Source organism: Sphaerotilus sp. FB-3 (assembly GCF_023706025.1).
Classification (GTDB): Bacteria; Pseudomonadota; Gammaproteobacteria; order Burkholderiales; family Burkholderiaceae_C; genus Sphaerotilus; species Sphaerotilus sulfidivorans.
Window position 1 is genome coordinate 1 of the sequence record NZ_BQWE01000013.1, and the last position, 13511, is coordinate 13511.

Annotated in this window: 11 protein-coding genes; 9 read left to right on the forward strand and 2 right to left on the reverse strand. The window is 68.5% G+C overall.

Annotated elements, in window-relative coordinates:
* The 5 genes from NFT33_RS07195 to NFT33_RS07215 all read left to right on the forward strand — a co-directional run.
* Positions 1 to 1942 (forward strand): hypothetical protein (locus NFT33_RS07195; RefSeq protein ID WP_251674170.1); only part of this gene is annotated, 1942 nt, incomplete at its 5' end.
* Complete coding sequence (locus NFT33_RS07200) at positions 1939 to 2763, forward strand: CatB-related O-acetyltransferase (protein ID WP_251674172.1); 825 nt, start codon at positions 1939 to 1941, stop codon at positions 2761 to 2763. The genes NFT33_RS07195 and NFT33_RS07200, both read left to right, overlap by 4 nt.
* Before the next feature lie 2 nt (positions 2764 to 2765).
* Positions 2766 to 3785 carry a KpsF/GutQ family sugar-phosphate isomerase gene (locus NFT33_RS07205; protein ID WP_251674182.1) on the forward strand — a complete coding sequence of 340 codons (1020 nt, stop codon included), beginning with the start codon at positions 2766 to 2768 and terminating at the stop codon, positions 3783 to 3785.
* Positions 3782 to 5863 (forward strand): capsular polysaccharide biosynthesis protein, encoded by a 2082-nt coding sequence (locus NFT33_RS07210; protein ID WP_251674174.1) that lies wholly within the window; start codon positions 3782 to 3784, stop codon positions 5861 to 5863. Before NFT33_RS07205 ends, NFT33_RS07210 begins: the two co-directional genes overlap by 4 nt.
* A 127-nt stretch (positions 5864 to 5990) precedes the next feature.
* Positions 5991 to 7376 (forward strand): capsule biosynthesis protein, encoded by a 1386-nt coding sequence (locus NFT33_RS07215; protein WP_251674176.1) that lies wholly within the window; start codon positions 5991 to 5993, stop codon positions 7374 to 7376.
* Here NFT33_RS07215 and NFT33_RS07220 read toward each other — a convergent pair.
* Entirely contained in the window at positions 7336 to 8451 is a 1116-nt protein-coding gene (locus NFT33_RS07220; RefSeq protein ID WP_251674184.1) for an alpha-hydroxy acid oxidase, read from the reverse strand. The genes NFT33_RS07215 and NFT33_RS07220 overlap by 41 nt on opposite strands.
* Before the next feature lie 111 nt (positions 8452 to 8562).
* Entirely contained in the window at positions 8563 to 9699 is a 1137-nt protein-coding gene (locus tag NFT33_RS07225; RefSeq protein ID WP_251674178.1) for an alpha-hydroxy acid oxidase, read from the reverse strand.
* A 198-nt stretch (positions 9700 to 9897) separates the two neighbouring features.
* Here NFT33_RS07225 and rpsL point away from each other — a divergent pair, with 198 nt between their 5' ends.
* From rpsL to NFT33_RS07245, 4 genes are all read left to right on the forward strand, one after another.
* Entirely contained in the window at positions 9898 to 10272 is a 375-nt protein-coding gene (gene rpsL, locus NFT33_RS07230) for a 30S ribosomal protein S12 (RefSeq protein WP_037481101.1), read from the forward strand.
* A 195-nt stretch (positions 10273 to 10467) separates the two neighbouring features.
* On the forward strand, positions 10468 to 10938 hold the full coding sequence (gene rpsG, locus NFT33_RS07235; RefSeq protein WP_037481100.1) for a 30S ribosomal protein S7: 471 nt from the start codon (positions 10468 to 10470) through the stop codon (positions 10936 to 10938).
* 84 nt (positions 10939 to 11022) lie between these two features.
* The gene (gene fusA / locus NFT33_RS07240; protein WP_149504660.1) at positions 11023 to 13125 is read left to right on the forward strand and encodes an elongation factor G; all 2103 of its coding nucleotides are present in this window, start codon (positions 11023 to 11025) and stop codon (positions 13123 to 13125) included.
* A 168-nt stretch (positions 13126 to 13293) separates the two neighbouring features.
* Positions 13294 to 13511 (forward strand): GTP-binding protein (locus NFT33_RS07245; RefSeq protein ID WP_251674180.1); only part of this gene is annotated, 218 nt, incomplete at its 3' end.

Here is a 13511-nt window from a genome sequence, read left to right on the forward strand (position 1 = left end):
GTGGTGTCTTGTTTGTCATGCTCATCCCGGTCTCGGGGGCTACAAGCCCTCATTGAGCTGTCCGATTTCATTGAACCACGACAAATGCATCGAGGCCCGCGAGACGGGCCGGCGCCTCTGGGACATCGCGCGCGCCAGCGGGCGGGCGATCCATCTGATCTCCGACATGTATCTGCCCCAAAGCGTGCTTGAAGCCATGCTGGCCAAGGCAGGCTACGAAGGCTGGAAAACGCTCTTTGTGTCGAGCACTCACCGGGTGCGCAAGAAGGAAGGCGGCCTGTTCGACATCGTCCTTCAGCAACTGGGGCTGGCGCCGGGCGAGCTTCTCCACGTCGGAGACAACAAGGTCGCTGACGTCGAGCAGCCGGCGCTGCGTGGCATCAAGACCTTCCGTATCTCCCGGGCACTGGACAGGATGCGCGGCAACAGCCTCTACGCCAGCATCTACCCGGCCAGACAGGGGGCCGGAGAAAAGGCCCGTTCAGCCATCGCAGGCCTGACCGCGATGACGCTTTTCGAGCGCCCTTCAGGCGAGCTGGAAAAGACCTCGCATTTCCAGGGCAGCGCGTATCAGATGGGCTACGCGGCACTGGGCCCGGTCATCGCCGGCTTCATGCTCTGGCTAGGCTGTCAGGCGCAGCGCGACGGCATCAGCCACCTGCATTTCCTCTCACGCGAGGGCTGGTTGCTGCGCCAGGTCTACGACGCGCTGCACCTCGATGACGGTCAGGCCCCGCCCTCGAGCTATCTGTACGCCTCACGTCGCGCCACCCGGGTGGCCAACCTTCGGCAGCGCGCAGACATCATCGCGCTCGCTGGCCAGCCCTACCGAGGCGGCACCACGCTCGGCAAGCTGTTGAGCAGCCGGTTCGGACTGTCTGTCCAGGATCCCGACCTGGCGCAGGTGATGCAAGAGTTCGGCTACGACGGTCTGGAAGCCACCCTGAGCGCAGAAGCAGATTGCAAGGCCCGGTTCACGCAGCTCTGCCTGCGGCTTGACACCCGCATCCTGCAGGTGGCCAGCGAGGAACGAGAAGCCTATCTGAGCTACCTGCAGAGCACCTCGATCGCCATCCAGCCTCGCCCGGCCGTCGTCGATCTCGGCTGGAAAGCCAACATGCAGGGCGCGCTGGGTCAGTTGCTGGGCCGTCCGCTGGACGGCTACTACTACGCCACGCTGCAGGACGCCCAGACCTGGCTGGAGCGCGGACACCTGCTGCGCGCCTACGCAGGAGACTTCCTGTCAGCCGCTCAGCCCGGTTGTGTGGTGTCAAACAGGCATCTGCTCGAATTCATGGTCTGCCATGTCGAACCCAGCCTGGTCCGAATGCAACAGAGTGCCCGAGGCATGCTCCCGGTCTTCCGGGAAGAGGACGGACTGGGCACGCGCAGGATCCTGATCGAGGAGATTCACCGCGGTGCGATCCAGTTTGCCCATGATCTGCGCACCCACTTCGGCACACTGCGCTCACAGATCTGGATCGATCCGGCACTGGCAGAGCGCACGCTGGCCTCGTTCATCAGTACGCCTCATGCCGCTGACGCTGGGCTGTTCTCCGGCCACAGCTTCGAGGACGCGATGGGCGGCGTCGACAGGCAATACATCGTTGCCCCGGAGCCCACAGCTGCACCATCGGCCTCCGTCTGGAAAGCCGGCGCTGCCGTGCTCAGCCGGCCGCGGGCTGCGGCAGCAGCACCGCGGACCAAGACAAAAGCAGGCGCGCATGCCGCCATCGTTGCGCCCCAGACCTCAGCCCCCGCCAGCACGGGAAACGAGGAGCCCAGGCCGGAGATGTCGATGTGGCTGCGACGCATGGAAGCACACCTGATCCAGCACATCACATCGGAGAGAAAGCTGAACAAGTACCTGCGTGACCGGGAGAGCTTCTTCGCCGACTCCAGCAACCCCCTCGCGCGCACCTGGATCCGCCTCGTCAAATGAGCAGCCCCGACGCGGCCGACACGGCCAGCCATCCTGCGATGCGCCTGAAGCTGCAAGCCAAGGATCCACGCACAGTCCGGGAACTGCGTGCGCGGGGACTCGAATGCCAGAGCGGTCTGCAGATCGGATCAAGGCTGACGGCAGAAACGCCCATCCGACTAAGCTCCGCCGTGCTGATCGGATCCTGCGAACTGGGTGCGTTCACCTATGTCGGTAGCGGCTCAGAGCTTCGGAATGCGCGCATCGGACGTTTCTGCTCGATCGCTGCCAATGTGGCCCTGGGGCCAGCCGAGCACCCGCTGGACTGGGTCAGCTCTCATCCTGTCGGCTTCGATGGGGTGCGGTATTTCGACGAGTACCCTGACTGGTCGGCCTTCACCAGCACCGAAGTGCGCTTCCGGGGTAATTCGCGCACCACCCACATCGGCCATGACGTCTGGATCGGCCGCAACGCGATCGTCCGCCAGGGCGTCACGGTCGGCGACGGAGCCGTCATCGCGGGGGGAGCGTTTGTGAATCGGGATGTCGCCCCCTACACGATCGTCGCGGGCACGCCTGCCAGGGTCGTCCGAACGCGCTTCGACACCCCGCTGATCGAGCAACTTTCAGCACTGCAATGGTGGCAATGGCGACTGGACCGCCAGAGAACCGGTCTCGACTTCTCGAACGTGACGGATTTCGTCACTCAGCTCGCCCAGCTGCTGGAGCGCGGCCAGCTGCAAGCCTTCACGCCGCCCCGTCATGCCCTGCACCGCCAGAACGACGAACTGGTGATCGAGTCGCTTCCATCGCTGCCTCACTCACTCGCAACACCATCTTGACCATGCCGCACCTGCCTGCCCTCACACAAGCCCGCCGCGTCATCGCGATGGAAATCGACGCGCTCTCGGCCATGTCCGCCCGGCTCGGGCCCGAGTTCGAGCGTGCGGTCGAGCTGATCCTGCGCTGCCCGCGCCGCGTCATCGTCTGCGGCATGGGCAAGTCCGGCCACATCGGGCGCAAGATCGCCGCGACGATGGCCTCGACCGGCACCGCGGCCTTCTTCGTGCATCCCGGCGAGGCCTTTCACGGCGACCTCGGCATGATCCTGCCGGAGGATGTCGTGCTGCTGATCTCCAACAGCGGCGAGACCGACGAGCTGGTGCGGCTGCTGCCCTTCCTGCAGCAGCAGGGCAATGCGCTGGTGGCGATGACCGGCCGGGCCGACTCGGCGATCGGGCGCGCAGCCGACGTGGTGCTCGACATCGGCGTCGAGTGCGAGGCCTGCTCGAACAACCTGGCGCCGACCAGCTCCACCACCGCGACGCTGGTGATGGGCGACGCGCTGGCGGTCACGCTGTCGGTGCTCAAGGGCTTCCGGCCCGAGGACTTCGCGCGCTTCCACCCCGGCGGCAGCCTGGGCCGGCGCCTGCTCACCCGCGTGTCCGACGTGATGCAGCGCGAGCGCCTGCCCTTCTGCGCCGAGAGCGCCAGCTTCCGCGAGGTGGTGCAGGCGATCACCCGCGGCCGGCTGGGCCTGGTGCTGGTGGGCACGCCGGCCGCGCTGGCGGGCATCATCACCGACGGCGACATCCGCCGCGCCTTCGAGCGCCACGCCAACCCGATGAATCTGACCGCCGCCGACATCATGAGCGCCCGCCCGCGCACCGTCGACGCCGACACGCGGCTGGCCGAGGCGGAGAGCTGGATGCGCGAGCTGCGCGTTCAGGCACTGGTCGCGCTCGACGCTCGCCAGCAGGTCTGCGGCGTGGTGCAGCTGCTCAGTCAGGAGCCCGGCTGGAGCGCACCGGCTCCCGCCCCCCTGACCGTGCCCGATTCCGCGCTCGAGACCAGCGGTCCGTGACCTTCGCCGATCGCCTGCGGCCTGCGCAGGGCGCCCACGACCCGCGGCCCGGCCTGGCACGCCTGACGCCCGGCCTGCGCCGCGTGCCCACGCTGGCGGCGATGCTGCCGGAATGGCGCCTGGTCGACCGGCGCGCACCCGCCGACGTCGCCGCGGTCATGGCCTGGGGCCACCGCCCCAGCGCCGAGGTGGCCGAGACCTTCGCCGCGCGCCACGGCCTGCCGCTGATCCGCGTCGAGGACGGCTTCCTGCGCTCGGTCGAGCTGGGCAGCCGCTGCCCGCCGCTGTCCATCGTGGTCGACGATCTCGGCGGCATCCACTACGACCCGCACCGGCCTTCGCGGCTGGAGCGGCAGATCCTGCAGCCGCGCGACGGCGCGGCGATCGCGCGGGCGCTGGCGCTGCAGCAGCAGTGGGTCGAGGCGCGGGTGTCGAAGTACAACCCCGTACGCGACGGCCTGCCCGGGGCACTGCGCCACGAGGCGGCCCGCGCGCCGGTGCTGGTGATCGACCAGACCGCCGGCGACGCCTCGATCGCCGGCAGCGGCGCCGACGCGACCAGCTTCCCGCGCCTGCTCGAGGCCGCGCTCGACGAGCATCCGCACGCGCCGGTCTGGCTGAAGGTGCATCCGGACGTGATCGCCGGGCGGCGGCGCGGCCATTTCGAGGCGCTGAGCGCGGCCACCTCGGCGCGGGTCACGCTGATCGCCGGCGATGTGCATCCGCCGGCGCTGCTCGAGGTCTGCCGCGCGGTCTATGTCGTCAGCTCGCAGATGGGCTTCGAGGCGCTGCTGCACGGCCGCCCGGTGCGCTGCTTCGGCCTGCCCTTCTACGCCGGCTGGGGCCTGACCGAGGACCACCTGCCGGCGCCGGCGCGCCGGCGCGGCCAGCCGCGCACGCTGGCCGATCTGGTCCATGCCGCGCTGATCGAGCATCCGCGCCATCTCGACCCCGAGACCGGCCGGCGCTGCGAGCCCGAGCGGCTGATCGAGCACCTGGCGCTGCAGCGGCAGATGCGCGCCCGCTGGCCGGCGCAGGTGCAGGCGCTGGGCTTCTCGCGCTGGAAGCGGCCGATCGTGCAGGCCTTCCTGCAGGGAAGCCGGGTCGAGCCGGTGCGCCAGCCGCAGCAGCTCGACCCGGCGCGGGCGGTGGCGGTCTGGGGCCGGCGCGATCTGCCGGGCCTGCAGCCGGGCACGCCGGTGCTGCGGCTGGAGGACGGCTTCGTGCGCTCGGTCGGCCTGGGCGCCGAGCTGGTGCGGCCGCTGTCGTGGATCGTCGATGACCTCGGGCTGCACTTCGATGCCAGCCGCCCGAGCCGGCTCGAGCAGCTGCTGCAGCACCACGCCTTCGACGAGCCGCTGCGCCGGCGCGCCGCCATCCTGCGCCAGGCGCTGATCCAGGCGGGACTGACGAAATACAACGTCGGCCAGGGCGACTGGCGCCGGCCCGAGGGCGCGCGCCGGGTGGTGCTGGTTCCCGGCCAGGTCGAGACCGACGCCTCGATCCGCTGGGGCTGCGCGCAGGTGCGCGACAACGCCGCGCTGCTGGCGGCGGCGCGCCGCGCCGAACCCGGGGCCTGGCTGGTCTACAAGCCGCATCCGGACGTGCTCGCCGGCCTGCGCCGCGGCGAGCGCGACCGGGTGGTGCCGGGCCGCGACTGCGACGAGGTGGTGACCCACGCGCCGATGCACCGCCTGCTCGACCAGGTCGACGCGGTGCATGTGATGACCTCGCTGGCCGGCTTCGAGGCGCTGCTGCGCGGGCGCGAGGTCATCACCTGGGGCCTGCCCTTCTACGCCGGCTGGGGCCTGACCGACGACCGCGCGCCGCCCGACTCGCCCGCGCTGCGTCGGCGCCAGCGCCGGCTGCAGCTCGACGAGCTGGTCGCCGCGGCGCTGATCCTCTATCCGACCTATGTCAGCCGCCGCTCGGGCGCCTTCACCACGCCGGAGCGGGCGCTGCGCGAGCTGATCGAGTGGCGCGACACGCCGACCACCCGCGGCGAGCGGCTGCAGCGCCTGCGCCGCCAGCTGCGGCTGAAGCTGCTGGGCACGCTGGCACGGCTGCTCGGGCGCTGAGCGTCACGCCCTCATGCCCGGGGTGGCATGAACGGGATTGGCCGCCGGGCGGCGCACTTATCCCGCCTTTCCCACCGCGAGGTCTGCGCTGAAATCTCGGCAGAGACTGCCGAGCCTGATCCCGCCGATGCCCGCCCCCACGCCACCGCCCGCCCCCGAGGCCGACGCCACCGCTCCGGCGGTCTGGCCGACCGCCCTGCGTGCCCTGGCCCGGCACCGCCGCACGCTGATGCTGCAGGGCCCGATCGGCTGGTTCTTCGACCGGCTGGCGCAGGTGCTGCAGCAGCAGGGCCAGAGTGTCACCAAGGTGCATTTCAACGGCGGCGACGAGCTGTTCTGGCGCCATCCCGACGCACTGCGCTTCACGGGCCGGATCGAGTCGCTCGACGGCTGGCTGCGCACGCTGGTGCGCGCCCGCCACATCGACGCGATCGTGCTGTTCGGGCAGATGCGGCCGGTGCACTGCATCGCCCGGCAGGTCGCGCGCGAGCTGGGCATCGAGGTCTTCGTGCTCGAGGAAGGCTATCTGCGCCCCGACCATGTGACGATCGAGCGCCGGGGCGTCAACGCCCTGTCGCGGCTGCCGCGTGCGGCCAGCTTCTACGCCCAGCACCAGCCGGAGGCCGAGCTGCCGCCGCTGCCGGCCGCACGGCCGACCGACCAGCGCATCGGGCGCACCGCGGGGCTGGCGATGCGCTACTACCTGGCGGCGCTGCTGCGCCACTGGCGCTATCCGAACCGGGTCCATCACCGCTCGCTCGATCCGGTCGGCGAGGGCTGGCGCTGGTTCACCGGCGGCCTGCGCAAGCCGCTGCACGCCTGGCGCGAGCGCGGCCTGCAGCAGCGGCTGTGCAGCACGCCGCTGTCACAGCGCTGGTTCCTGGTGCCGCTGCAGGTGCATGACGACAGCCAGATCCGCCATCACTCGCGCTTCGCCGGCATGGAAGACTTCATCGAGGAGGTGATGGTCTCCTTCGCCACCCAGGCCGCGCCCGACCTGCACCTGGCGATCAAGCACCATCCGATGGACCGGGCCTATGTCGACTACCGCGGGCTGATCGATGCCTTGAGCCACCGGCTCGGACTGGACGGCCGGGTGCACTGCCTGCACGACCAGCATCTGCCGACGCTGCTCGACCATGCGCTCGGGGTGGTCACCATCAACAGCACCGTCGGCCTGCAGGCGCTGCACCACGGCACGCCGGTGATGGCGCTGGGCGACTCGGTCTATGGCATTCCGGGTCTGGTCCATGCCGGGCCGCTGGCCGCGTTCTGGCAGGATCCCGGCCTGGTCGATCAGACGCTGTACCGCAGCTTCCGGCGCCATCTGCTCGAGCACACCCAGCTCAACGCCAGCTTCTACGCGCGCATGCCGGCGCTGGACAGCGCGGTGCCGCCCCTGTCGCAGCCCTTGCCGCCCGGGCCGCTGCCGGCGCCGGCATCGACGGCACTGCCGACACCCTCGCCGAGCGTCAGACCGGGTGCGTACCCGGCATCAGCAACGCCGGGCTGATGCGATCGACCGAGGTGCAGCCACACAGCGCCATCGTCAGCTCCAGGTCCTCGGCGAGGATCTGCAGGCAGCGGTCGACGCCGGTGCGGCCCTGCGCGGCCAGGCCGTAGAGCCACGGCCGCCCGACCAGCGTGGCCTGTGCGCCCAGCGCCAGCATCTTCAGCACGTCCTGGCCGGAGCGGATGCCACTGTCGACCCAGACTTCCGGGCCGGTCTGCCCGGCGGCGCTGACCGAGCGCGCCGCCTCGACCGCACGCGGCAGCACCTCGACCGTGGCGGGCGCGCCGTCGAGCTGGCGCCCGCCGTGGTTGGACACCACCACCGCCGCCACCCCCTGCCGCGCCGCCTGCGCGATGTCCTGCGGATCCATCAGGCCCTTGAGGATCAGCGGCCCGCCCCACTGACGCATCACCCACTCGACGTCCTGCCAGGACAGCGCCGGATCGACCTCGAGGTTCTTCCAGTTCGTCAGCGTCGACAGGTCCTTGATGCCGGGCGCATGGCCGACGATGTTGCCGAAGGTGCGCCGGCGGGTGCGCAGCATGCCCAGGCACCAGGCCGGATGGCGCATCAGGTCCAGCGCCACGCGCGGGCGCCAGAACTGCGGCGGCGTCGACAGGCCGTTGCGCACGTCCTTGTAGCGCCGCCCCAGCAGCGGCGCATCGACCGTCAGGATCAGCGCCGAGCAGCGCGCGGCCTTCGCGCGCTCGATCAGGCTGGCCGAGAAGCCGCGGTCGCGCAGCAGGTAGAGCTGGAACCAGAACGGCGACTGCGTCGCCGCGGCCACGTCCTCGATCGAGCAGATGCTCATCGTCGACAGCGCGAAGGGCACGCCGAACTTCTCGGCCGCGCGCGCGGCGTGGATCTCGCCGTCCGGATGGAAGATGCCCGCCAGCCCGGCCGGGCCGAGCGCCACCGGCATCGCCACCGGCCGGCCCAGCATCGTCGAGCGGATCTGCCGGCCCTCCAGGTCGACGGCGACGCGCTGGCGCAGACCGATCGCCGCCAGCCGCTCGGTGTTGGCGCGGTAGGTGCGCTCGGTCCACGAGCCGGCGTCGATGTAGTCGTAGAACATGCGCGGCAGGCGGCGCTGCGCCAGCTGGCGCAGGTCCTCGATCGACGGGGCGAAAGGCACGGACGGTTCTCCTCGGACGGCGCCAGGCGGTTTCAGGCGACAGCCGTCATCCTAGCGAACCAGGATGCGCGCATCGACCGTGTCGATCGCGGTGTGGCCGCAGAAGGCCATCGTCAGGTCGAGCTCCTTGTGCAGGATCTCCAGCGCCTTCGTGACGCCGGCCTCGCCCATCGCGCCCAGGCCGTAGAGAAAGGCGCGGCCGATCATCGTGCCGCGCGCGCCCAGCGCCCGCGCCTTGAGCACGTCCTGGCCGCAGCGGATGCCGCCGTCCATCCAGACCTCGATGTCGCGGCCGACCGCCTCGGCGATCGCCGGCAGCGCCTCGATCGAGCTGGGCGCGCCGTCGAGCTGGCGCCCGCCGTGGTTGGACACCACCAGCGCGTCGGCGCCGGAGCCGGCCGCCAGCCGCGCGTCCTCGGGCTCCATCACGCCCTTGAGGATCAGCGGCCCGCCCCAGCGCTTCTTGATCCACTCGACATCGGCCCAGCTCAGGCGCGGATCGAACTGCTGCGCGGTCCACTGCCCCAGCGAGCCCATGTCGTCGACACCCTCGACATGGCCGATGATGTTGCCGAAGCCGCGCCGCGGCGTGCCCAGCATGCCGAGACACCAGCGCGGCTTGGTCATCATGTCGAGCAGATTGGGCAGCGTCAGCTTCGGCGGCGCCGACAGGCCGTTCTTCAGGTCCTTGTGGCGCTGGCCAAGGATCTGCAGGTCCAGCGTCAGCACCAGCGCGCTGCAGCCGGCCGCCTTCGCGCGGTCGATCAGCCGCTCGACGAAGGCGCGGTCGCGCATCACGTAGAGCTGGAACCAGAAGGGCTTGGTGGTCGCGGCGGCCACATCCTCGATCGAGCAGATGCTCATCGTCGACAGCGTGAAGGGCACGCCGAACTTCTCGGCCGCGCGCGCGGCCAGGATCTCGCCGTCGGCATGCTGCATGCCGGTCAGCCCGGTCGGCGCGATCGCCACCGGCATCGCCACCGGCTGGCCGATCATCGTCGTGGCGGTGCTGCGCCCGTCCATGTTCACCGCGACGCGCTGGCGCAGCTTCAGGCGGCGGAAGTCGTCCTCGTTGGCGCGGTAGGTCGACTCGGTCCAGGAGCCGGAGTCGGCGTAGTCGTAGAACATGCGCGGCACGCGGCGCTGCGCCAGCCGGCGCAGGTCCTCGATGCAGGTGATGACGGTCATCGTGGGGCTCTCCTCCTGCTGCCGATTCTGCGCGATGACCCGCCGGATCGGTCTGCATTGCCGCATCTGCCACAAGACGAGTACAATCGAAAGCTTTTCGGAAATTTCCGAGCGCTCTGCCATGGGCAAACGCCTTGCGGCACGGCAGCGGAAGAAGTTTTCGGGAATGTCGTAACTTCAAACGGGAACAAGTTACCCATGCCTACCATCAACCAGCTGGTGCGCCAAGGCCGTGAGGTCGAGGTCACCAAGTCCAAGTCGCCTGCGATGCAGAACTGCCCGCAGCGCCGCGGTGTCTGCACCCGCGTCTACACCACGACCCCGAAGAAGCCGAACTCGGCGCTGCGGAAGGTCGCCAAGGTGCGCCTGACCAACGGTTTCGAGGTCATCTCGTACATCGGCGGTGAAGGCCACAACCTGCAGGAACACAGCGTCGTGCTCGTGCGCGGCGGCCGTGTCAAGGATCTGCCGGGTGTTCGCTACCACATCGTCCGCGGCTCGCTGGACCTGCAAGGCGTCAAGGATCGCAAGCAGTCCCGCTCCAAGTACGGTGCGAAGCGCCCGAAGAAGTGATCGGTTCGCGGATCGTTCACTGACTCGTCATCGACTCGTCACCGCCCGCCCTCAGGCTGGCGTGTCGGCGGGCCCCGCGGCAGCATGCCGACGCCAAGGAGCGCGGATGACTGTCGAGTAAGCGGATGTCCAGGCTGCAAGTGACATCCCCGGCGACCGCAAGGTCAGCCAGCTGAAGCCCTGAAAGGAATTGAAATGCCTCGTCGTCGCGAAGTACCCAAGCGCGAGATCCTGCCGGATCCGAAGTTCGGATCGGTCGATCTGTCCAAGTTCATGAACGTCATCATGGAATCGGGCAAGAAGGCCGTCGCCGAGCGCATCATCTACGGTGCCCTCGAGCAGGTCGAGAAGAAGGCGGGCAAGGACCCGCTGGAAATCTTCCTGACCGCCCTGAACAACGTCAAGCCGGTCGTCGAAGTCAAGAGCCGCCGCGTCGGTGGTGCGAACTACCAAGTTCCCGTGGAAGTTCGCCCCGTCCGCCGCATGGCCCTGGCCATGCGCTGGCTGAAGGACTCGGCCCGCAAGCGCAGCGAGAAGTCGATGGCCCAGCGTCTGGCCAACGAGCTGCTCGAGGCCTGCGAAGGCCGTGGCGGCGCGATGAAGAAGCGCGACGAAGTGCACCGCATGGCTGAAGCCAACAAGGCGTTCTCGCACTTCCGTTTCTGATCGGGCCCGCCCGACACTGACCCCTGACTGCCCCGTCCGGCCTCTTCTGGCCGTCTGGGGCTTTCTGCCTATCTGGAGTGACACATGGCTCGTCAGACCCCCATTGAGCGGTACCGCAACATCGGCATTTCCGCGCACATCGACGCCGGCAAGACCACCACGACCGAGCGCATCCTGTACTACACCGGCGTGAACCACAAGATCGGTGAAGTCCACGACGGCGCGGCCACGATGGACTGGATGGAGCAGGAGCAGGAGCGCGGCATCACCATCACGTCGGCCGCGACGACCTGCTTCTGGAAGGGCATGGACCGGAACTATCCGGAACACCGCTTCAACATCATCGACACCCCCGGACACGTCGACTTCACCATCGAAGTCGAGCGCTCGATGCGCGTCCTGGACGGCGCCTGCATGGTGTACTGCGCGGTCGGCGGCGTTCAGCCCCAGTCCGAGACCGTCTGGCGCCAGGCCAACAAGTACAAGGTGCCCCGTCTGGCCTTCGTCAACAAGATGGACCGCACCGGCGCGAACTTCTTCAAGGTCGTCGACCAGATGAAGACCCGCCTGCGCGCGAACCCGGTTCCCATCGTGATCCCCATCGGCGCCGAAGAGAACTTCAAGGGCGTCGTCGACCTGATCAAGATGAAGGCCATCTTCTGGGATGAAGCGTCCCAGGGCATGAAGTTCGAATACACCGACATTCCGGAAGACCTCGTCGAGGTCGCCAACGAGTGGCGCGAGAAGATGGTCGAGTCCGCCGCCGAAGCGTCGGAAGACCTGATGAACAAGTACCTCGAGTCGGGCGAGCTGACCGAGGAAGAGATCAAGCTGGCGATCCGCACCCGCACCATCGCCACCGAGATCCAGCCGATGCTGTGCGGCACCGCGTTCAAGAACAAGGGCGTGCAGCGCATGCTCGACGCGGTCATCGACTTCCTGCCGTCGCCGGTGGACATTCCCCCGGTCTCGGGCACCGACGAGGACGACCAGCCGGTCACCCGTCAGGCCGACGACAAGGAGAAGTTCTCCGCGCTGGCGTTCAAGCTGATGACCGACCCGTTCGTCGGCCAGCTGACCTTCGTGCGCGTGTACTCGGGCGTTCTGGCCTCGGGCGCCTCCGTCTACAACCCGATCAAGGGCAAGAAGGAACGCATCGGCCGCATCCTGCAGATGCACGCCAACCAGCGCGAGGAAATCAAGGAAATCCTGGCCGGTGACATCGCCGCCTGCGTGGGTCTGAAGGACGTGACCACCGGCGAGACCCTGTGCGACCAGGAAGCGATCATCACGCTGGAAAAGATGGTCTTCCCCGAGCCGGTGATCTCGCAGGCCGTGGAGCCGAAGACCAAGGCCGACCAGGAGAAGATGGGCATCGCGCTGGGCCGCCTGGCTGCGGAAGATCCGTCGTTCCGCGTGCGCACCGACGAGGAATCGGGTCAGACCATCATCTCGGGCATGGGCGAGCTGCACCTGGAAATCATCGTCGACCGCATGAAGCGCGAGTTCGGCGTGGAAGCCAACGTCGGCAAGCCGCAGGTCGCGTACCGCGAGACCATCCGCTCGAAGGTCGAGAACGTCGAAGGCAAGTTCGTGCGCCAGTCGGGCGGCAAGGGCCAGTACGGTCACGTCGTGCTGTCGATCGAGCCGCAGGAGCCGGGCACCGGCTTCACCTTCGTCGACGCGATCAAGGGCGGCGTGGTGCCGCGCGAGTTCATCCCGGCGGTGGAAAAGGGCCTGATCGACACGCTGCCGAACGGCGTGCTGGCCGGCTTCCCCGTGGTCGACGTGAAGGTCACCCTGACCTTCGGTTCGTACCATGACGTGGACTCGAACGAAAACGCGTTCAAGATGGCCGCCTCGATCGGCTTCAAGGACGGCTGCCGCAAGGCCTCGCCGGTGATCCTGGAGCCGATGATGGCCGTGGAAGTCGAGACCCCGGAAGACTACGCTGGCTCGGTGATGGGCGATCTGTCCAGCCGTCGCGGCATGGTGCAGGGCATGGACGACATGGTCGGCGGCGGCAAGATCATCAAGGCCGAAGTCCCGCTGTCGGAAATGTTCGGCTACTCGACCACGCTGCGTTCGGCCACGCAAGGCCGCGCGACCTACACGATGGAGTTCAAGCACTACAGCGAAGCTCCGCGCAACGTCGCCGAACAGATCATCACCGCTCGCGCCAAGTGATCTGAAGCGCGCTAGAATCCTGCGCGCTACTGCTGCCACCCTCTGGGGTGGCGGCTTCTTTTTTGTCTCCGGAGAACCTGCCCGCCCTTGCCGGTGGAGGCGGCCTCTCAGGGCTCCGAGAGACGTAAAACCACGCACCGGCAATGTTCTTTGATCTGGAGATCAGACATGGCAAAGGAAAAGTTCGAGCGGACCAAGCCGCACGTCAACGTCGGCACCATCGGTCACGTCGACCATGGCAAGACCACCCTGACGGCAGCCATCACGACCGTTCTGTCGAAGAAGTTCGGCGGTCAGGCCAAGGCCTATGACCAGATCGACGCCGCTCCGGAAGAGAAGGCTCGCGGCATCACGATCAACACCGCCCACGTCGAGTACGAGACGGC